Source organism: Candidatus Bealeia paramacronuclearis, from assembly GCF_035607555.1.
Taxonomy (GTDB): domain Bacteria; phylum Pseudomonadota; class Alphaproteobacteria; order UBA9655; family UBA9655; genus Bealeia; species Bealeia paramacronuclearis.
Map to the genome: position 1 here is coordinate 36,991 of NZ_JAVHWZ010000001.1, position 21,424 is coordinate 58,414.

General features: G+C 42.5%; 20 protein-coding genes. 2 read left to right on the forward strand and 18 right to left on the reverse strand.

Features of this window, described 5'->3' with window-relative positions; genetic code table 11:
* Positions 1–4 precede the first annotated feature (4 nt).
* A complete protein-coding gene (locus Bealeia2_RS00205) occupies positions 5–697 on the forward strand; it encodes a hypothetical protein (protein ID WP_331255164.1) in 693 nt (230 codons plus the stop codon).
* A 276-nt stretch (positions 698–973) separates the two neighbouring features.
* On the opposite strand, the gene alaS is transcribed toward Bealeia2_RS00205, so the two are convergent.
* From alaS to tgt, 8 genes are all read right to left on the reverse strand, one after another.
* On the reverse strand, positions 974–3,610 hold the full coding sequence (gene alaS, locus Bealeia2_RS00210) for an alanine--tRNA ligase (RefSeq protein WP_414437831.1): 2,637 nt from the start codon (positions 3,608–3,610) through the stop codon (positions 974–976).
* 147 nt (positions 3,611–3,757) lie between these two features.
* Positions 3,758–4,789 (reverse strand): recombinase RecA, encoded by a 1,032-nt coding sequence (gene recA, locus Bealeia2_RS00215; protein WP_331255166.1) that lies wholly within the window; start codon positions 4,787–4,789, stop codon positions 3,758–3,760.
* A gap of 625 nt (positions 4,790–5,414) precedes the next feature.
* Entirely contained in the window at positions 5,415–6,413 is a 999-nt protein-coding gene (trpS, locus tag Bealeia2_RS00220; RefSeq protein WP_414437832.1) for a tryptophan--tRNA ligase, read from the reverse strand.
* 11 nt (positions 6,414–6,424) lie between these two features.
* Positions 6,425–7,966 (reverse strand): murein biosynthesis integral membrane protein MurJ, encoded by a 1,542-nt coding sequence (gene murJ, locus Bealeia2_RS00225; RefSeq protein ID WP_331255168.1) that lies wholly within the window; start codon positions 7,964–7,966, stop codon positions 6,425–6,427.
* A gap of 72 nt (positions 7,967–8,038) precedes the next feature.
* A complete protein-coding gene (gene murJ, locus Bealeia2_RS00230) occupies positions 8,039–9,586 on the reverse strand; it encodes a murein biosynthesis integral membrane protein MurJ (RefSeq protein WP_331255169.1) in 1,548 nt (515 codons plus the stop codon).
* A complete protein-coding gene (locus Bealeia2_RS00235) occupies positions 9,583–10,344 on the reverse strand; it encodes a hypothetical protein (protein WP_331255170.1) in 762 nt (253 codons plus the stop codon). Before Bealeia2_RS00235 ends, murJ (Bealeia2_RS00230) begins: the two co-directional genes overlap by 4 nt.
* The gene (locus tag Bealeia2_RS00240) at positions 10,344–10,895 is read right to left on the reverse strand and encodes a hypothetical protein (RefSeq protein WP_331255171.1); all 552 of its coding nucleotides are present in this window, start codon (positions 10,893–10,895) and stop codon (positions 10,344–10,346) included. The genes Bealeia2_RS00235 and Bealeia2_RS00240 overlap by 1 nt, the downstream gene beginning before the upstream one ends.
* A 467-nt stretch (positions 10,896–11,362) precedes the next feature.
* Positions 11,363–12,559 carry a tRNA guanosine(34) transglycosylase Tgt gene (gene tgt, locus Bealeia2_RS00245; protein WP_331255172.1) on the reverse strand — a complete coding sequence of 399 codons (1,197 nt, stop codon included), beginning with the start codon at positions 12,557–12,559 and terminating at the stop codon, positions 11,363–11,365.
* Between the two features lie 176 nt (positions 12,560–12,735).
* Between tgt and Bealeia2_RS00250 the strand changes: the two genes are divergently transcribed.
* Entirely contained in the window at positions 12,736–14,424 is a 1,689-nt protein-coding gene (locus Bealeia2_RS00250) for a hypothetical protein (RefSeq protein WP_331255173.1), read from the forward strand.
* A 101-nt stretch (positions 14,425–14,525) separates the two neighbouring features.
* Here the strand turns inward: Bealeia2_RS00250 and Bealeia2_RS00255 are convergent, their stop codons facing one another.
* The 10 genes from Bealeia2_RS00255 to tnpA all read right to left on the reverse strand — a co-directional run bounded on the left by Bealeia2_RS00255 (position 14,526) and on the right by tnpA (position 21,390).
* Positions 14,526–15,221: a DUF2497 domain-containing protein gene (locus Bealeia2_RS00255; RefSeq protein ID WP_331255174.1), complete on the reverse strand. Its 696-nt coding sequence runs from the start codon at positions 15,219–15,221 to the stop codon at positions 14,526–14,528.
* On the reverse strand, positions 15,218–16,639 hold the full coding sequence (locus Bealeia2_RS00260; RefSeq protein WP_331255175.1) for a TolC family outer membrane protein: 1,422 nt from the start codon (positions 16,637–16,639) through the stop codon (positions 15,218–15,220). The genes Bealeia2_RS00255 and Bealeia2_RS00260 overlap by 4 nt, the downstream gene beginning before the upstream one ends.
* A gap of 101 nt (positions 16,640–16,740) precedes the next feature.
* On the reverse strand, positions 16,741–17,412 hold the full coding sequence (locus Bealeia2_RS00265) for a protein-L-isoaspartate O-methyltransferase family protein (protein ID WP_331255176.1): 672 nt from the start codon (positions 17,410–17,412) through the stop codon (positions 16,741–16,743).
* Positions 17,413–17,482: 70 nt separating this feature from the next.
* Complete coding sequence (locus Bealeia2_RS00270; protein WP_331255177.1) at positions 17,483–17,899, reverse strand: VOC family protein; 417 nt, start codon at positions 17,897–17,899, stop codon at positions 17,483–17,485.
* Positions 17,896–18,819, reverse strand: coding sequence for an SAM-dependent methyltransferase (locus tag Bealeia2_RS00275; protein WP_331255178.1), 924 nt, complete (start codon positions 18,817–18,819; stop codon positions 17,896–17,898). Before Bealeia2_RS00275 ends, Bealeia2_RS00270 begins: the two co-directional genes overlap by 4 nt.
* 34 nt (positions 18,820–18,853) lie before the next feature.
* A complete protein-coding gene (gene nudC / locus Bealeia2_RS00280) occupies positions 18,854–19,468 on the reverse strand; it encodes an NAD(+) diphosphatase (RefSeq protein WP_331255179.1) in 615 nt (204 codons plus the stop codon).
* 249 nt (positions 19,469–19,717) lie between these two features.
* Positions 19,718–19,978 (reverse strand): Txe/YoeB family addiction module toxin, encoded by a 261-nt coding sequence (locus Bealeia2_RS00285; RefSeq protein ID WP_331255180.1) that lies wholly within the window; start codon positions 19,976–19,978, stop codon positions 19,718–19,720.
* 1 nt (position 19,979) lies between these two features.
* Complete coding sequence (locus Bealeia2_RS00290; RefSeq protein ID WP_331255181.1) at positions 19,980–20,225, reverse strand: type II toxin-antitoxin system Phd/YefM family antitoxin; 246 nt, start codon at positions 20,223–20,225, stop codon at positions 19,980–19,982.
* 66 nt (positions 20,226–20,291) lie between these two features.
* Positions 20,292–20,954, reverse strand: coding sequence for a (d)CMP kinase (cmk, locus tag Bealeia2_RS00295; protein ID WP_331255182.1), 663 nt, complete (start codon positions 20,952–20,954; stop codon positions 20,292–20,294).
* A 235-nt stretch (positions 20,955–21,189) separates the two neighbouring features.
* The gene (gene tnpA, locus Bealeia2_RS10460) at positions 21,190–21,390 is read right to left on the reverse strand and encodes an IS200/IS605 family transposase (protein ID WP_414437813.1); all 201 of its coding nucleotides are present in this window, start codon (positions 21,388–21,390) and stop codon (positions 21,190–21,192) included.
* Positions 21,391–21,424 lie beyond the last annotated feature (34 nt).

A 21,424-nucleotide genomic window follows, 5' to 3' on the forward strand; every position in this document is an offset into this window, starting at 1 on the left:
TTTCATGTTATCTAATTTATTTCAAAAAAAACTTCTTATGTCAGCAGCACTGGCAGTCTTAATTTGCAGCCCAGTTTATGGAATGATCCAAGACGACAGTGACGATGATGATGGAAAATTTCCATCTTCCATCCCCAGCAAAAAACTGGATAATGGTAATACTTATATCAGTGCTAAACAACGTTTACAAAGTTGCCTAAAAAACTTTAACGACGTCAACAAAACCTCACTCCCAAATTTGTTGTCAAAAGCAGAAATTGGTGACACCGAAAGTATCCAAAAAATTGCTTTTTTTCAAACTCAATTATCTCGACTTGAACTTTTGGGATATAAACCTCAAGGTTCTAAAAAAGACAAAACCATATCAAAACTAAACGAATTTTTTGAAAAAAATAATAATAGAGTTCAAAAAATTTTCAGTACAAAATTAGAAGAAGAAAACAATCAGTATAAAAAAGCTCAAACTCTTCCTAACCCGCAACCATTAACGTTTTTAGCAACTGATGGTTTTAGACTCGAAGTTATAAATATAGCTCATGAAATGTGGAAGCAGACAAAACAATCTATAAGTGAAAACTTAAAATCCTATGGAACTAGTGTTTTGGAAAAAATAAAAATTGGAACAGATGAGGACAAGAAAAATTCCCTCTACTTAGAAAAAATCGTCGAGATATTAGAGGATGAGTTTGGTGCCTAAATAGGTATTGATGCTTGCTTGCCCCCGGCTTCAAATCGGGGGCTTATTTCTAATTTCCCACGCTCTATGGGCTCTTTCCCGTCGTTCTCTACGCGCATGGCAGCAAGAGAGAAACTTATACTCAATCAAAATGAAAATTGGTTATTGACACAAGTGCAAAAAATATAAGATTTAAAAAAATGATTCTATTTTTAATTGAAAGCTCCTACTTTTTTTTCTCTTATTAAAATAGAAATTGAAAAAATTATCTAGAAAAAGAAAATTAACGAAAATTCCTTAAGCCCGTAATCTTTCCTCAAGGCGTTTGAAAGCCTCAGGAATTCCTGACGCGTTAGGCCCTCCGGCTTGTGCTATATCAGCACGTCCGCCGCCACCTTGACCGCCCAAGGCAGGAGAGGCCTCGCGAATAAGATCCACCGCACTAAAGCGGCTTGTGAGATCCGCGGTTACGCCCACAACAAGGGAAACTTTGCCTTCCGCATCACTGGCCACAACCACAATCCCCGATCGGATTTCTTCTTTAAGACCATCCACGATAGGTTTTAAATCTTTAGCAGGAACGTCCTTGAGTTGACGGGAGACATAAGAAAAATCCCCAATTTTTTGAATGTCAGAACTACCTCCGGAAGCGCCGCCTTTGACGAGTTGTTGACGCATATTTTGAATATCACGCTCAAGCTTTTTCTTATCTTCCAAAAGTGCAGAGACTTTGGTTAGAACATCTGGAGTCTTCAAAATTTGGCAGAGGGAGGAAAGCGTTAATTCTTCCGCGCGGACGTAATCTTCGGCACGCTTTCCTGTCAGGGCCTCGATGCGTCTCACGCCTGACGCAATCCCAATTTCAGAGATGATTTTGAAATAACCAATATCACCGGTGCGATCCACATGTGTTCCGCCACAGAGCTCTGTCGAGTAAGATCCTTCTTCAGAAATACCCATGGAAATGACGCGAACTTCATCACCATATTTCTCTCCAAAAAGTGCCAAGGCTCCTGTTTCAATGGCTTCATCTGCAGACATAAGTCTCACCCCAACCGGCGCATTTTTCCGAATTTGCGCATTCACATTGGATTCGATTTCTTCAATGTCTTGAAATGAGAGTCCTTTGGGATGACTAAAATCAAAGCGCAAACGATCAGGTGCCACAAGAGAGCCTTTTTGTGTCACGTGAGATCCCAAAAGGGTACGCAAGGCTGTATGAAGCAAATGGGTGGCCGAATGATTGGCACGAAGAACACTACGGCGTTCAAGGTCGATGGAAAGATCCACAGATTGGCTGAGGCGAATTTCGCCTTCCAAAACGCGGCCCTGATGAACGATAAGGTCACCTAATTTTTTGAGTGTATCTGTAATTTCAATTTTTCCAGAATCAGCGATAATGAGCCCGGTATCCCCCATCTGACCACCACCCTCTCCATAAAATGGGGTTTGATTGGTGATGATTGAGATGATATCTCCAGCTTTAGCCGAATTGATTTCTTGGCCACCTTGGATGAGGCTTAAAATATTTGCACTGGCATGATCGCTCGCGTATCCTAGGAATTCAGTCGCACCATGCTTTTCGCGCAGATCAAACCAAAGTCCTTCGGTTTTGCTCTCGCCCGATCCAGCCCACGCCTTGCGCGCTTCGGCTTTTTGGCGCTCCATGGCATCTTGAAAGCTGATTAAATCTACATTCCGGTTTTGTGTCTTCAAAACATCTTGCGTTAAATCGAGGGGAAAACCGTAAGTATCATAAAGTTTGAAGGCGACCTCTCCAGAAAGATTTGCTCCAGATTTCAGCGTTGCGGTTTCTTCCTCAAGAAGTTTGAGTCCCCGTTCCAACGTCTGACGGAAGCGTTTGTCTTCCAAAAGTAATGTTTCCACAATAAGGGGGTAAGCGCGATTAAGTTCAGGATAGGCCATTCCCATTTTTTCGATAAGGACAGGCACCAATTTGGCCAAAAGGGCATCTTTGTATCCCATCATCTGAACGTGGCGCATAGCCCTTCGCATAATCCGCCGCAAGACATATCCACGCCCTTCATTGCTGGGAAGAACGCCATCAGCCATCAAAAAAGAAACAGCGCGTAAATGGTCGGCAATCACGCGATGGGAGGCCAAAGCAACGCCCTTTGCTTTCACTTTTGTAATTTCTTCAGAGGCTTCAATAATGGATTTGAAAATATCCGTATCATAGTTGTTGTGAACCCCTTGAAGAACAGCTGCGATGCGCTCAAGTCCCATCCCTGTGTCAATGGAAGGGCGTGGCAAGTTTACCAGTTCTTCAGGGGAAAGTTGCTCGTATTGCATGAAGACGAGATTCCAAATTTCAACGAAGCGATCCCCATCTGCGTCCGGACTTCCAGGAGGGCCTCCGGGGATGTGGGCTCCATGATCATAGAAAATTTCCGAGCAAGGGCCGCAAGGACCGGTGTCCCCCATGGTCCAGAAATTTTCGGCTTTGGAGGAAATCCGGATGATACGTTCATCATTAAGTCCTGAGATTTTTTTCCATAACGTGGCAGCATCCTCATCTTCCGCATAAACAGTCACAAGAAGTTTTTCTTGTGGAACTTTCCAGTCTTGAGTGATGAGATTCCATGCAAGAGAGATGGCCTCTTCTTTAAAATAATCACCAAAAGAAAAGTTGCCAAGCATTTCAAAAAAAGTGTGATGACGAGCGGTGTATCCCACATTGTCGAGATCGTTATGCTTTCCCCCCGCTCGCACGCATTTTTGAGCGGTCGTAGCCGTTTTATACTCCCGTTTTTCAAGACCTGTGAAGACATTTTTAAATTGGTTCATTCCCGCATTGGAAAACATCAATGTGGGATCATTGTGCGGAACAAGGGAACCTGAGGGTACAATGGTATGACCATTCTTTTTAAAGTAATCTAAAAACTGGCTGCGAATTTCAACGGTAGTGAGCATAGAAAACGATCCTGATAAATTGGGTTCCAACACATCATCCTGAGTTTTGTACTCAGGATTTTTTTGAGATGCTAAAATGATGAATTCAGCATGACAATGACAACATTCTAACCAACCCCAGAATGACTCCAGGGTTGGGATTCGTAATTAAGCAGCATCCTCATCCGCCACTGCGGCGGCTGTCAAGGCTTGCATCACAAGACCCGCATTCTCGCGGATTTTGTTTTCAATCTCTTGGCAGATTTTTGGATTTTCTCTCAAGAATGTCTTTGAGGCTTCGCGACCTTGTCCAATCCGTTGTGTACCATAGGAATACCACGCACCCGATTTTTCAACGATATCGGCTTTAACGCCTAAGTCCAAAATCTCACCAGTTTTAGAGATGCCCTCGCCGTACATAATGTCAAATTCAACAACCTTAAAAGGCGGGGAGACTTTGTTTTTCACAACCTTCACACGGGTTTGATTTCCAACGACTTCGTCACGATCTTTAAGGGCGCCAATGCGACGAATATCCAAGCGCACGGACGCGTAGAATTTGAGCGCGTTTCCACCTGTGGTAGTTTCTGGATTTCCAAACATGATACCAATTTTTTGACGAATTTGGTTGATGAAAATCACCATACAATGAGTTTTGGAAATCGAACCTGTGAGTTTCCTCAAGGCTTGGCTCATCAAACGCGCTTGAAGCCCCACATGGACATCGCCCATTTCTCCCTCAAGTTCCGCCTTGGGAACAAGGGCGGCTACTGAGTCGATGATCAAAACATCCACAGCGCCAGAGCGCACGAGGGTGTCGGCAATCTCAAGTGCTTGCTCACCAGCATCTGGCTGTGAGATTAAAAGCTCGTCCGTATTGACGCCCAATTTCCGGGCATAAACGGGATCAAGAGCATGCTCCGCATCCACAAATGCACATGTGCCGCCAGCTTTTTGCGCTTCGGCCACAACATGAAGTGCTAAAGTCGTTTTACCAGAGCTTTCAGGTCCATAAATTTCAATGATACGACCTTTAGGAAGCCCCCCAATTCCAAGAGCCATATCAAGGCCCAAAGATCCTGTAGAAACGGCCTCAATATCCAAAATAGTATCTTGTTGCCCGAGCTTCATAATCGACCCTTTTCCAAAGGCCTTTTCGATTTGACTGAGGGCGGCCTCAAGGGCGCGTTGCTTGTCCATAAACTCTCTCCTTATCGCAAAAATGCTTGAGTATATTTATTTCATACCTTGCCCCAGAACGCAACGGGGCGTGAAAGGGGAAAGTTACGATTACCTTATTTTATAGTCTCTAAAATGGTTCAAAACCCTTGTCTTCAATCAAAAAGCCTATGGACAGGAGGTTTCAAATTGTGTTTTAATAAAGAATAATAAAAAAATTACTTCTTCTCACGGCACTTGCTCTCTCTTTACCTCTCTCTCTCGAGGCAACACTAGACGTTATCTATGAGACTGATGGTCTGCTTGAAGATCATAGAATTCGGAAAATAGTCTTTTTGTTTATTCAAAACACAGAAAAAAATAAGCACAGATCAGACGTCTTTTTTGAAAATAAACTGAGTACACAGTCACAAACTCAAAGTGTAGATCTTATAAGAAACACAGAATATACAACTCTTGTAAATTTCCAGGTAGATCCCTCTTATGCACAAAAGTGGTGGCACTGCTCCCCTGCTATCGTGAAAATTAATGACAAAACTAAAGCCGTAAAATTTAAGATACGAAATGATGTTCCCGCGAAAAACTCTTGCACAGTTGAGGTTATTGAATAACAATCTATTACCTTAAGGCGTCAAGTATGGCGCCTTTATACCTTCTCAATACCAATAAGTTCATAAACATGTGTCATGTGGGTTTCGGCCAATTTTCGAGCATGAGCCCCTCCCCGCGCCAAAACTTGATCAATTTTTTCAGGATTCTCTAAAAGCTGAATCATTCTGGAGCGAATGGGAGAAATAACAGAAATCGTGAGCTCCGCCAAATCAGACTTCAGGGTTGAGAAAGAGGCCCCTTTGTATTTTTCAATCGTATCCTTTAAAGTCATCTCCGATAAGGCGCTATAGATGCTTAAGAGGTTTATGGCTTCAGGGCGTGCCTCCATGGATTCAACAGTGTCTCCAATGGGTTCGGGATCGGTTTTGGCTTTTCGAATTTTGAGACGAATCGTCTCATCGTCATCACTCAAATTGATACGAGAATAATCGGATGGATCTGATTTGCTCATTTTGGACGTGCCATCACGAAGGCTCATAATGCGGGCGGATTCAGGGGGAATTACGGGCTCTGGGAGGACAAAATATTCCTCTTCATAATTGCGATTGAAGGCGCCGGCAATATCACGCGCAAGCTCCAAATGTTGCTTTTGATCCTCACCCACAGGGACGTGGGTAGCTTGATACAAAAGGATGTCGGCGGCCTGAAGAACCGGATAGGCATAAAGGCCTAAATTGGCCATGTCCTTTTGCTTTCCTGCTTTTTCTTTGAATTGGGTCATACGATTGAGCCATCCCAAAGGCGTCCCGCATCCTAAAATCCACGCGAGTTCTGTGTGCTGCATCACGGCACTTTGCGGGAATATAAAACTTTTCTCAGGATCAATGCCTGAAGCCATATAGGCGGCCGCAACAGATCTCACCGAGGCTTTTAATTCAGAAGCCTGAGGATGAGTTGTTAAAGAATGCAAATCCACAATTAAAAAAAGACATTCTCCCTGATCTTGCATTTTGACCCAATTTTTAATGGCGCCCAAATAATTGCCGAGATGAAAGCTTCCGGTGGGTTGAACCCCTGAGAGTATGCGCATAATGATTCCTTAGTTTAAGAGGCAAAGCGTCCCTTGTAATCGTGAAAACGTGCAATTTTCAGAAGATAAGCTTGAATGAAAAAGGCTGCAAGCCCCGTAATTACAAGTCCCATCACAGCACTTGCGCGCATTAATTCACCACCTTCATAAAAAGGCGCGAGAATGTCATTGAGACCCTCCAAAATCAAACCCGTCCCAAGACACGCAAGTAAAAGACGAGGGAAGAACATGAGCAGTCGATTTTCAATCACGAGATGTCCTTTTCTCCATAATAAATATCCTAAAAGAAGAGCATTCACCCAGGCGGCGGCGGCTGTGGCCAAGGCAATTCCGATTTGCTTTAAACTTCCCATTAAAAGAAGGCTTAAGACGATATCCACCACAATTCCGGCTAAGGCCGTGTAAATTGGAGTTTTGGTGTCTTGGCGAGCGAAAAATCCCGTTGTGAAGACTTTAATCAAAACGTAAGCGGGAAGTCCTAACGCCAAGGCCATGAGAGTGTAGGCGGTTGAAAGAGAGTCCTCCGATCCAAAGGCTCCGCGCTCAAAAACGGCCGAAACCAAAGGATGGGCAATAAGAGTTAAGGCGAGCGTTGCGGGAAGGGTTAAAAACATCGAAAACTCAAGGGCAAGGTTTTGGCTCGCAGAAGCCTCATCCAAAGATCCCGCGCGAATTTGTTTGGACAAAAGCGGTAGAAGAGCTGTTGAAACCGCAACCCCAATCACACTTAAAGGCAATTGATTCAAGCGATCAGCAAAGTTGAGATAAGAAATGGCGCCGGTAGGAAGCCAAGAGGCAATCCAACTGCCGATAAAAAGATTGATTTGGACGATCCCTGATCCAAAAGCGGCGGGGCCTAAAACCACAAAAAATTTCCTGACCTGAGGCGTCATTTGGGGACGATGAAGGCGCAAATACATGCCTTTTTTAATAGCTGGGTATAAAACCCAAAGCCATTGGATCACACCACATGCCGTAACTCCAATCGCAAAAGCATAACCGGCTGAGGAAAATTGAGCATGCAATCCAAAGACAATGGCAATAATGGCTAAATTTCCAACCATGGGCGAGGAAGCGACGGCCGCAAATCGATCAAAGGAATTGAGGATTCCACTGTAAAGAGCCGTTAAGGAAATGAAGAAAATAAAGGGAAATGTGACGCGGCTAAATTCAATGGCGTAATAAAGTCGCTCTGGCGTTTTTTCAAATCCAGGAACCAATGCTGGCAAAAGGTAGGGCATGAAGAGCTCAACAATAAGAACCAGAACCAAAAGAATTGTGATTAAAAGGGTAAAAATTTGTTCGGCAAATGTCCTCGCCGCATCTTTGCCTTCTGTCGCAAGAAGCCCCGCAAAAAGCGGGACAAAGGAAGCATTAAAGGCCCCTTCTGCAAAAAGACGCCTGAAAAAAGATGGCAATTTAATGGCCACGACCAATGCATCCGAAGCCGCTCCTGCCCCCAAAAGCGAGGCCGTGAGAACCTCACGGACGAAGCCAGCAAGGCGGCTCCCCACTGTAAATCCACCAACAGTTAAAATGGAACGAATTAATTTCATGGAATAGAAAACCTTTAATTTAGTAAATTCGAGAGTGTTTTATCCCGCCATGTCCTAAGATGCAATTTTTTATTAACTCACCGCTTTGAAAAAAGATTTGATCTCGCTCATATCAATAGCCTTGATGAGATAGGAAATAATTCCAAAGATGATAAGTCCTGCGCTCACAAGAGTAATTAAAACCAAGAAGCGTGTAAAAAACACCCCTTCTAAAAATGACCAAAGGTGAACTTCAAGACCTATCAAAAATGCACCCATAATAAAGGTTGAAATGACAAGGCGGGGAATTCTTTCCCTAAGTCGCGTATCAATTTTAAAGCCCCCTGATTTATACAATTTTGTGGCCAAAAGTGTCGCATTAAACCAGGCGGCAATGGCTGTGGACAGCGCTAAGCCCACATAACTTAAAGATCCAATAAGAATGAGATTGAGGGTGAGATTCAAACCCACCGCCATCATAGCCACTTTCACTGGCGTTTTTGTATCGTGTCGCGCAAAAAAAGATGTCGAGAAAACTTTGATCATGACATAAGCGGGAAGACCTACGGAAAATGCTGCCAAAACATAAGATGTGGCGAGTGCATCTTCGGGAGTAAATGCGCCGCGCTCAAACAATATTTTCACCAAAGGATAAGACAAAACCATCAAAGACATAGCAGCAGGTAATGTGATGGCCAGGACAAACTCGAGCGCACGATTTTGCGTTTCGTGGGCTTCCTCGTGACTTCCGGATTTCAGTTGCTTTGAAAGCTCGGGCAAAAGGGCGGTTGAAACCGCAATGCCAATGACGCCTAACGGCAATTGGTTGAGCCTGTCTGCATAAAAAAGATAGGAGACTGCACCTGTGGGGAGAAGGGACGCCAAGATGGTATCGATAAAAATATTGATTTGCACAACGCCTGCACCGACTGCTCCCGGGATTCCCAAACGAATGAGTTTTTTAATATCAGGGGTCAGGCGTGGACGGGTGAATTTGATTTTAAAATCCTCACGCCATGTACTTAAATAAAGCCAACTCAATTGCAAAAAACCTGCCGAAAAAACGCCCATAGCCATCGCGTCTCCTGGGTTTAATGCCCAAAAGGCCACCGCCAAAACGGCCCCAATCATTGTGATGTTGAGGATAATGGGAGAAGCTGCCGCAGCCCCAAATTTTCCCATGGAATTTAAAACACCGCTCAGCATGGCCGCTAAAGAAATAAACAAAATATAAGGAAAAGTGATGCGAGAAAGTTCAATAGCTAATTGATATTTTTCAGGATCATTCAAAAAACCAGGGGCAATGAGCGTAATCACAAGGGGCATTCCCCCTTCAAATAAGAGTACAAACATGAATAGTATTAAAAAGAGACCGGAAAAGACTTGGTCCGCATAGGCTTTGGCTTGAATTTTTCCCGAAGTGACCAAAAGCCCTGAAAAAATAGGGACGAATGCCGCACTAAAGGCCCCTTCGGCAAAAAATCGCCGAAAAAAATTAGGAAGTTTAAAGGCCACAAAGAACGCATCCGTTGTGACATTTACACCTAAAAAAGCCGCAATCAAGGCGTCACGAACGAAACCCGAAATACGGCTTAAAAGCGTAAATCCACCAACGGTGGCAATGGACCGGAATAACTTCATGAAACGTAAACATTTCCTGGGTTTAAAAAGTAATCATCTTTTTCAATCTTTTTGATCAGATAGTCATAGTATTTAAGACCCATTTTCACACGCACCTGTTCCCAAACCTCTTCTGAAGGGGAGTCCAGTGGTGTTTCAAGATGCCCTCCCGTCGGACAAACCCTTAAATGATGTTCATTTAAGAAAACAATTTTGTGGGGAATATATCTCTTCTCTGTTAGATGGGCTTTTTTAATATTTTTATAAAAATTTTCGAATCCAGATTCCGGCGTTCGTGTGTGGCAATTTCCCAAAAGATACTCAAACTCACCTACAGACACTATGAAGGAATAAATCGAAGATGAGGGGGTTTCGGATAGTCTGACACAACAAAGGTCTTGAAGCATTCTGGTGGGATCACAGAGAGTTTCTTTTCTAAACCCAATTCTTTTCCAATCTCCAGGATTGGGGATCTGCGGCTCATCTTGAAACGCTTTTGTGAGTTCCTTAAAAACCCGACCCTGCAGTTCAGCATTGTGAATGTCTGCTTTTGAGAAGTGCTTTTTGAGAAGTTTTTTGTTCTCTTCTTCAAAAAGTTTCTGTCTGAGTTTCAGACTTTCAATCTTTTTTTTACTCTCCGTTGAAAATGATTTTTTGGCGGGGATTTGTTTTAAAACTTTCTGAAATTCGAAAGTGGATTTGAAGCGCATTGCCGTTGCCGTTTTGCTCAAAGCAATGATTGAAAGTGCTACAGTAAAACCTAAAAAGAAAATACGCATTAAAAGACCTCCTTCTTTGATTCGAGTCCCTGAATGTAAAGGTCATAGTGATGCAAGACACTTTTGACACGCGCCCTTTCCCAATCCTCTATAGTTGGTATAGGTAGCCGATTTTTAAAATGTCCCTGTGTTTTGTAAATATTGTATTGAGAATGAATTTCCATTGCTATTCCCAAAGCTAGCACATTAAAAACCTTCTCATTGGTCAAAATTCCAACATAAGCGGGAATCCATGTTTTATCGGTGGCATGAGTAAGGCCTGATAAAAGTTTTTGAACGCCGGCGGTTATATTATCTTCATTCATTGTGCCTAACTTATAATCCCATGGACCTTGTGTGGCAATGACATTGAGTCCAGAAAAGTTTTTTTCCAATCTCAATGTAAGCTTGGGTTTGGCAGTCAAAATAATATAAGGGGATGCAACGGGACGCATTTCCCAATCTTCATGATGTGGGGGCTGTTCAAATCCGCCGAAAGCCAGTTTAATTGATTTAAAAACAAGTTGTTGAGTGTGTGCAAGAGGGTCAAATAATTTTAAATCATCTTTCAAAAGACTCTCATTTTCCTTTGCAAAAAGATTCCGTTCTTTTTCAAATTTTCTAATGAGGCGTTGCGTGTGAATTTTCTCGGTACTGAAAGCTTGTTTCTTTGGAGTAAACTTTGAGGACTGTTTTAAAAATCCAAAGAGGGAGCGACTATTGGGACCTGCTGATGCCTTTTCGTTAAAACACAGGAGTGAAAAAATAAGTGTAAAACTTAAAAGGAAAATACGCATTAAGTGTGCCTCCGTTCGCATTTATTATGGAAGCCCAGAGTTTGCCATGATTTTTTTTAACACACAACTCTTGATATATGGATTTTGTTGAAAGGACTGCTTGTAAAATCATAAAGTCCCTTCTGAATTGAGGCCTTATGATTTTTCATTTGCGAGAGTCTCAATAAAAGTTTCCAAAGGATTAATAGATGGTTCTGATACAGTGTTAAGGGTCAAGTGGGAAAAGATGTGAGATTTTCAGATTATTCCCAGAACTTCACTTCGTCTTCATAACGATCTTCCTGAAGGGCGTTTCTCAGTGATGTCATCAGACGATTCATAAAATGAACATTGTGCGTTGTAATAGCGGTCATGGCCAAAAGCTCTTTGGCTTTTAAAAGGTGATGCAAATATCCCCTTGAGAAATGCTGGCAGGTGGTGCATCCGCAAGTAGAATCAATGGGATTGACATCTTCTTGAAAGCGGGCATTGCGGATATTGATATGTTCTTTATGAGGAGTCCCAAATTCATCACGCAAATGCCGTGGCACCAAAGCACCTCCGTGGCGGGCAATCCGAGTGGGATGAACGCAATCAAAGGTATCTATTCCCTGTCGAATACCGTTAATGATATCACTCACACCTCCAATGCCTAAGAGATGGATCGGGCGCTCAGGCGCAAGTTGGGAAGCCGTCATCCCGACAACGTCTGTCATTTGAGATTTGGAAGCCCCTAAAGATCCACCAATGGCATGTCCAAAGAAGCCATGATCATTTACAAATTGCGCGCTTTCTTGACGCAAATCTGGATAAACACCCCCCTGAATAATGCCATAAAGCGCTTGAACACCAGAAGCTCCACGTTGGAATTCTTCAAGAGACCGCAATCCCCACCGATGACTCATGCGCATAGAACGGGCCGTATAGGATTTGTCCACATGAAAAGGCGTACACTCATCAAAAACAACAATGAGGTCCGCGCCTAAATCCCGTTGGATCTGGATTGATTTTTCAGGTGTCAAAACTTGCTTTTTGCCGTCCAAATAAGATTTAAACGTAGCCCCTTCTTCTGAGATTTTCAGAAGAGTTTTGGGGCGCTCTGTGGATCTGCGGCCTTTAATCTCATCAGCTACCGACCCATACCCCAGGCTGAAAATCTGAAACCCCCCAGAGTCGGTCAGCATTGGTCCATCCCAACCCATGAACTTATGAAGCCCCCCCATTTTGCGTACAAGCTCAGCACCGGGTTGCAACATCAAATGATAGGTATTGGAGAGAATAATCTGCGATCCTTCCTCTCGCATCATCTGAGGTGTACCCCCTTTAATGGCGGCTTTTGTCGCACAAAAAATAAAGTTAGGCGTCTCCACAACACCATGTGGTGTGTAAATGCGCCCCAAACGTGCCCGGGACGTAGCGGCAATTTTCAAGACTTCAAAAGAAAAATTTGGGTAGTCCATTTTCATCAATCACTTTATTTCAAGACAAGGTTGGCCCGTCATACCAAGAATGTGTGGGGCTGTTAAGCAAAAAAGAGAGACCGTATACCAATTCTCTTTATTTTTTTATTTTATTGTTGCAATTAAAAACAAAAATTAATATATAAAGAATATGAATAAGTTTTTTTGGAGTTTTTATGATGTTAAAATATGTTTACAAAGCAATTTTATTGTCAACGGTTTGTGTTTTTAGTGATTTTTCCCTTTCCGCTATGGAGCGTTCCTCGGATCAAGAAGAGAAAAAATCGGGCAATGAAAATCACACATTTACATTTAAAATGCCTGTGACGCAAAGAGAGCTAGAGCTAACCGGTTGGCTTCAGCCCGAATCCTCATTAGAAAATAAAAAAGAACATGTTTTCCTTCCATTTATTGGAGAGTCAATGGAAGATGTTATTGCTGAGATTGATGAGTATCTCGAGCAACATATTGTAATGAAAACAAAAATGATGGAAGAGTTACAATCTATACTTGATCTGTCTCAAACGAATTTTAAAAAAGCACAACAAAAGTTTGAAAAACTCACTGGAATACAGCTATTGAGCGATGAGGAGACCCATCAAATCACTGGATTTTCATCAAAGGATAAACTTCGGGTAGATTTGAGTTTAAAAAAGGACCTCAAACACTATGCATCCACCCTCAGAGATACTCATAAAAGCCCCCTGATTTATAACGCGACAACATTTCGAAGAGATTTGTACGATCATTTAAGCGAAACAGATTTTAAATTGCCAAGAAATGAGGTTGGCGCATCGTTGATTTCTGCCTATGCCAACGAAGAAAAGAAGATGTATGAAGATGCGCTTGGTAAGCTTGCTGCAGAGGGGAAGCTCACACCTATCGTCCGAAAATTGTATAAGGATGAAGTCTCATTTTATCATGTTTTGCTTGCGAAAATAGGCCCTTATTGGTGGGGGAGAGATTCTGTTGACAGTGAAGGTCTTAGAGTTGAGGTGATACGTCAAAACGATGAATACAAAGTACGTTCCATAGAGGCTAAAATCAAAAAAGAACAAGAGGAATTAGAAAAAAAGAAGCTTCAGAAAACATCGTCAAAAAATTCCAAACAAAAAAAGAATTCTGGCAAAAAGAAGCCCTCCCAAAAACCTGTGCCAGAAAAGATGTCTCTTCAAGAGTCAAAGGAAGAAATCAAAGAAGAAATACAAATAAATCCCGTTGAAAAGACATTAACTTCGGATGTTGCCTTCAATCAAATCAAGGATTTTCCTAAAAGTATAAGCTCTGAAAAAATGCAAGAAAATATTAATTCAAAGCCTCTTCCTCAAGAAAAGGACAGCGTGACGATAACATTTTCTGAAGAGGAGGATTTTAATTTTGATCCAAAGGCTAACCATGAAAATTATGACAAACAAAAGAAAGAACTGATCAAGGAAAAAACGAAATCAAAAGAGACATCGTCCCTCCTTCAGTTTGAAACAGACCATATAAAGGCAAAATCGAGGAGCTTTTTTAAAAGTGTATTTGATAACAAATCAGAAATTGAATGGGACTCCCTTAAGAATTTAGTTCGAACTTCATTTAATGGAAAAATCTATGGAACCAGTGGATCCTCACGTCAATTTGCATTTTTCTTAAAGTTCACACTTGGACACAAAATTGAATTTATCTCGGAAGATGAATTTAATAAGCTCAGAAAGTCCAAGGCGTTTAAAGTAGAGCGACGCGTTGTTCATACCGAAGCGCCACATTCTCGTGGCGCGAGCACAAAGGGTCAGACTCGCTTTTTGTATCCGGCATTAAAAGTGCACCTTCAGGAATCCTTGAAAAAGATAGGGATCACCCCTGAAAGTTTAGGCTGGTAATAACATCGTCACCGCAAGCCCTCTTTTTAAAAAGTAAACCTATATTAAGCTTTTGAAAAAGAGGGCGAACGATAGATAGGGACCTGAAAAATAATGGCTTTTTACTCGTCCTTAAGACTTTGATTGTATCCTGCAGATTCTTGAACGATTTTTTCGACTTGTTCGGCCACAATCCACTTCACGAGGGAGGGAAGGTTGGCGTCAAGCCAGTCTTTTAAAAGGGGCTTCAAAATGCTTTTGACCAAATCTTCGACGGTCTGTTGTCCGTAAGGACCTTCCATGGAAGGTTCAGGAGAGAGGATTTGTTTTCTGACAAGCTTATTAAGTGCCCCCAATGAAGACGCTGCATCTTGAAGAACATTCTCAGAAATCAACGGGTTGCGAGGTGTGGCTTCAATCTCAACCTGAAAGTCATCTTCATCCTCATCTCCTAAAGTCGGTTGAAAATGAGTGTTTTCGGTTTCAAAAGTCGTCTCCGTTTCAGGTTGAGCGAACTCTTCACTATCGACTTCATTAACTGTCGTGTCTAGCGTAGATGTCATTACGACCTCCTCAACTTCATTATTATTTTCTGTATCTTCAGAAAGATCCAACGGATTCCCCTCTTCATCCACAAGTTCAGTTAATTCCAAAACATCATCTTGGGACTCAACAGGTTTAGACTTGAATTCTACAACATTTTCAGTGTGTTCTTGTGGGGCCCCATCAACATCATCTTCGGAAATAATTTTACGAATTGAGGCCAGAATTTCTTCCATCGAAGGTTCATCAGAGGACTGTGTCGCCGGCTGATTCATTGTGCTTCATCCTTATCTTTAACATAACGCTCATCTTCACCTTCCCAGAATTGAATTGCCGCCCACTTCACGTCATCATAATGTTTTTCTGGATTATAAGGTTTAACATTGAGTACTAACTCTTGTGCAGTCAACTGGCCCTGCGCTTGAAGGACTTGGTAACTCGCAACCATGAGGGCTTGCTCTGCCTGAATAAGACTGACTTGTGTGTCTATGTATCTCTTTTCTTGCTCAAGAACATCAAGGACTGTTTTAACACCGACGGTGGCTTCTTCTGTCACTCCTTCAACGGCCAGTTTTCCAGCCTTGACGCTTGCGATATATTGCTCAACGGACTTACGTGCCGCAATCAGACTTTCCCAGGCTTGAGTCACAAACTGGCGAACACTTCGACGTGCCCCTTCAAGTTGAACTTTGAGTTGTGCTACGGCTTGGTATTGTTGCCGCACTTGAGAGCTCACGATTCCTTGACTATAAAGTGGCATGGTTGCGGTGACGCCAACAGTTAAATCCGTATTTCGTGCATCACTTTGAAAAGAAGCCGATTGACGAACACGTGAATTGGATCCCGACACATCCACAGAGGGTAAAAGGCCAGCTTTTACAACATCAACTTGATGCTTTGCCGCCTCTAAAGAATGAAATGCGGCCTTAATGGTTGGGTTTTTAGCTTCTGCAGTTTTAATTGCATTTTCAAGGTCATCGGGCAAAGGCAACAACACTTTGCTGGGCATCGCTAATTTCCCAGCAGGACTTCCTACAACTTGGAAGAAAGTGGCATTGGAAACTTCAAAATCACCTTCTGCAGCAACACGTTGGGCAGAGGCTTCGGCATAACTAGCTTCTGCGGCAGCGACATCTGTTCTGCTCACTTCACCCACCTCATAACGGGCTTGAGTTTGCTCTAAAGTCCGTTTTAAGAATTGTTCATTTTTCTTTCGGGCTTCCACAGTTTCACGCTTGGCTATGACATCAAAGAAAGCTTGAACGGCTTGTAATAAACTCTTTTGCTCTTGATCAAAAAGACCAGCTCTACCTGCCAAAACATTGCTTTCCGCAGAACGTGTTGCTGCAATTGTTTTTCCACCGGCATAGATATTTTGATTGATTGTCGTTGTAACTCCAGTACTTGCCTTGTGTGTACGTCGTTGATGGTCTGGAAAATCCCAACTTTTATTTTGTTGGCCTTGAACTGTCACACTAGGACGCCATTGAGACACGGCTTGAGAAACAGTTTCATCGGTTTGCCGTAATTGTGCACGCTGTGCATCGAGATCCGTATTCTGCATATAGGTTCGAGACAGAGCATCTTCAAGACTTACAACAGGTGAATCTTGAGGGTTCGTAACAACCCTTTCTCCCGCCGAAGAAATTTCAGAATCTGAACCAGCCTGAAGCCCGAAACAGGCTGAGGACATGAGCAAAATGAAAAATGAATTTATGAGTTTTTTAGCAATCATTTTTTGACGATTCTTTGATAAATTAATGTTCCAAGCTTCGCACACTATATCGTTTTTTTTTAGTTTGTAAAAACAAATTCATGTAAAGCCTCAAACCCCTCAAGGTAAGGCGCATTAGCATAAAATTGAGGGATTTCCGTCAAAACACCTTGTTCTTTCTCAATTTTTACAACTTCTGTACGCCCTGAGGGCTGTTGCTTTATCGCAACTATTCGCCCTTCATTTCCCAATTGATCTAAAATCATGGGGGGAATGTGATCAATTTTTCCTTCGATAAAAATAAGAGAGTAAGGCGCCTGTTCTGACCATCCTTCTGAAAAGGATCCATTTACAATTTCGATGTTTTTTAAGTTTAGTTCTTTGATAACCTCCTCAGCCTGCTGACTTAAATCCGTATAAGACTCAAGGCCGATAAGAGAAGAACAGAGTGCTGATAAAATCGCAGGTCCATATCCGAGCCCACATCCAATATACAGCACGCGATCGGAAGTTTTGGGATCACCAAGGGAAATCATCCGTGCCAAAACTTGTGGTCTTAACATGAAGCGATTGTGAGATAAGGGAAACTCATCATCCATATACGCAATGCGCTTGAGTTGCCGTGGTGTGAATTTCTCACGGGGCAATTCTCCAAATAGCCGAAGAATCTCTTTTGATGAAGATGATGAAATATCACTGGGTTGAATTTGTGATTCCACCATGATTTGGCGCTGTTGTGATGAATCGAGCATAGGGCCTCCCTTTTTAATGACCTCAGCATAAAATGGATTCCACCCTTTATCCAGGAGAAATTCAATATACTCAAAACCACTCCACGTTTTTCCAAGTGCCTGGACTGGCCTTTTTAGAAGCTAATCGTGATTGCCAATCACCCACATGAATTTCGAGTTTGTGACCATTGGGATCACAAAAATAAAGGGACGCCCCTTCGGATTGATTATTTTTCCAAATGGGAGCACCTGAATCCTGAATGCATTTTGAGAGAATTTCAAAATCGTCAAGGGATACAGAAAACGCAACGTGAGTATAACAAGATAACGTTCCCACCCCCTTTCGTTCATGATCTTCAAAAAGACAAATCCAATCACATCCTGCCAAGAAGTAAGCACCTTCATGCCATTTGACGAGAGGTTTAAGTCCCAGCACATCCTTATAAAAAGAAAAGGAGGTCTCAAGGTCACAAACGGCCAGGTTAATGTGATTAATGTCCGTGATCATTTCTGCGCAATAACGGTTGGGAAAATACCTTGCGAATCATAGATAATCTCAACAATTTGAAATCCAGCTTCTTCCAATTGGGTGCGGGTTAAACCCTCGGGTCTCATGGCGCTCCATCGGGCATTCATAATATCCATGAAAACGGCTTTTTGTTTTTGGACATCTGCGGGATTGAAATTCTTCCATGTGGAGTTGGAATCAAGTTGCGGAGAGGGTGTTAAAAAGCTTGTCACAAGGATTCCGCCCTTACGCAACGCTTTGTAAAATTCTTTGTAGAGTGCCACGACTTTGGCATCATCGGACTCATAAAAATTAAGGCCATTACTGGTGATGATATCAAATTCATTTTCGCGTTGAAGATTCCACGCATCCCGCTTTTCAATATGAGAGGACTCGGATTTGCCGTGCGCTTTGGCGTTGCCTTTGGCCAAGGCAATGGATTCCTCGTCTAAATCAAATCCAAAAAGCTGAACTTCTGGGACGCTGCTATAATCAAGACGCAGTAAATCATCCATAAGACCGCAAGGAATGGAGGCCAATTTCATGCCAGGCTTTACGCGGTTTTGGATATGATGCGCAAAAATTTGATAGCGCTCCCGCGAGGCCATAAAAGCAGGGGCTCGATTAATCAACCAATCCTCAAGGGGATGATCCAAATTTTGCGCAGGCCCATGAATCAACCAATAGGCTGTCCAATAGCCACTAATTCCACCGTTTTTGAGCAAGAATCGCCCCAGTTCAAACTCCGTCATCTGATGAAGAATCTTGAGCTCTTCCTCAAGAGGGAGTGTGAGATTAGAAGCGGTTTCAAGGCGCGCTTCTATGTCCTTAATATCCTCAACGTTCAGCTGCGTCCGCGCCTCATCTTGATGCGTAATCAGATTTTCTGAAATTGCCGAAAGCATTGAGTTTTGTGTCATGAAAAGGCCTCCTAAAATTGCTATAATGATGAATTTATTCATAATGAGTCCATGTTTTATTTTTTAACAAAACGCTCTCGATTAATTTTCTGGAAATGCTCGAATGGGAAGGAAGTGCGGGGAGGTTATTTAAATCAAACCATTGAGCATCTTGAATTTCGTTTGCATCAATTTGGATAGCACCTCGTAAATATTGGGCCTTAAAAGCAATCATAAAGCTGTCTGGAAAAGGCCAACTTTGGGTCCCAAAATATTCTAATTCTCCAATTTCCACACCCACTTCTTCTTTTACTTCTCGATGCGCCGCTTGTTCAGCGGTTTCACCAATATCAATAAAGCCCGCCAAGGCGCTGTAAACGCCAGGTTTGAAGTGTGCCGATCTTCCTAATAAAACTTCATTTTCTCGTTGGATTAAGACCATAACAGCGGGAGAAAGTTTCGGATAAAAGGAGTGCTTGCAAGAGTCACATTTCTTTTCTGTGGATTCAAAAACTTTTTGAATTTTAGTGCCACATTTGCTGCAGTGCTGAAGCTTTGAGTCCCAAGTTAACCAATGAACTGCACGCAAAATGCACTGTTGTATTTTCTCATTTTGTAATGAAATTAAAAAAGACTTTGGGCTCTCAATATGAAATCCCTTTTTCATCATTTGATCAGGAGTTAAAAGGCTTTCACATGTGATAATGAAGGGTCTCTCTCCGTCTTCATACGCCTCATTGATGATGATTCCTAATTCTTTTACTATTTTTCCAAACTGCAGGAGAGGGGAAGATGTGTGAGAATTAACAACGATCCCTTCCTCCGTAAAAAATAATGCCGCATGTTTTTCATAATCCTTATTTGAAAAATCTTTTGCTATGGACTTCATTGAAGTATCTCCCTCTTCATTCTCGGGCGTTTATTCATAATGAGTCCACATCCTTAAGACTTTTATGAGTTTGGCATGTTCATCCACTTCGTACACCAATCGATGTTGAATGTTAATCCTTCGAGAAAAGCATCCCGCCAAATCACCGCAGAGTTTTTCATAAGGCGGTGGATCTTGAAAAGGACTATCTGCAATGGTTTTCAAAAGCGCTTGGCATTTTTCTTTAAGATAAGAATTTGCGAGCTTTTTGGCGTCCGTATGACATGGCGGTGCATAGAGAATTTTGTACACGTTACTCCCACTCAAGTTCTTCTCGATAATGTTGAAGGGGGGTGTTGCGAGCTTCTAAAATAGAATCCCGGATCCCGGGGACGGACACAATATGGAGGGCTTCAATGAGCGTTCGATAGTCTTCTTCCGCAATCATCACAGCTTTGTTGCGTTTGCCTAAAATATAAACGGGCTCATGAGAGGTTGCGACAAAGTCAATCAATTTATAGAGATTTTCTCGCGCTTTGCTCGCTTGGTAAATTTCCATAATACCTCCATTTTATATTTAACGGTACCACATTACGTACGAAATCTCAAGAAAAATAAACCCTTGTCACAGAGACGTTTTTAATTTTTCTGACACAAAGTCTTGAGCACACAAAAAGACTTCCTCAATATTGAGATGAGAGGTGTCAATTATCAAGGCGTCTTCTGCGGGTTTGAGTTGGGAGATTTTCCGGACTTCATCCCGCAAATCTCGCGATTGCATCTCTTCAAATATCGCCTCATAGCGGCTCTCGATGCCGCGTTCGTGCATTTCTTTAAAGCGCCTTTTGGCACGGATTTCAAGATCGGCAGTCACAAAAATCTTAGCTTGGGCTTCTGGCAAAATTACGGTTCCAATGTCCCGTCCATCCAAAACCGCACCCTTTTTAAAGAAGGGAGGATGTTGGGCAAAATGCCGTTGAAACTTAAGAAGGGCGGCTCTTACCCCAGGATAAGCTGAAATGAAGGAGGCCGCCCCACCCACAGCCTCATCCCGCAGCGCACTTTCTTTAAACGTAGCTGGATCCAAAGAACCCGCTATTTTTTCAGCGAGCTGAACGTCGGCCAAATCGTATCCGTTTTGGAGCATTTCATAGGCAATCGCCCGATACAAAAGCCCCGTATCGAGATAGGCAAAATCGTAGACTTCAGCCAAATGTTTGGCCAAAGTACCTTTGCCCGCCCCTGCAGGTCCATCGACCGCAATCATAAAGGGAATATGGGGATGCATGAATTATCCTTTCACCCTTGTGATAAATCATAGAGGAATTGAGATCAACCACGAAGGAGTTTTATGTTTTTCACGGGCACGATTATTGGCAAAGTTGACAACCTCTAAAGAGTAGGTTGATATCAACTACTACCGGCTAAAACCGGTAGTTTGGTAAACGCTTGCAAAGCAGAACAACGCGTAAACGCTAGAATTCTGAAATTCTAAAGTCATCTTTTTTGTGATGTTCTTCTTGCTACTCTAAATATTTTTGAACATCCTCTGCATTCACATTCCCTACAGTTACAGCAAAATATCCTCTTGCCCACAAATATTGACCCCAGTATCTCTTCCTAAGGTGTTCAAATTCTTGTAGCCGCTTTCTACTACTTTTTCCCTTAATATATGGGATGATTTTTGAAAGCGACACGCTTGGGGGGGCCGAAATCAGGGCCACCTCATGAAAAAAAAATAGCTAAGAGATAGAAAAA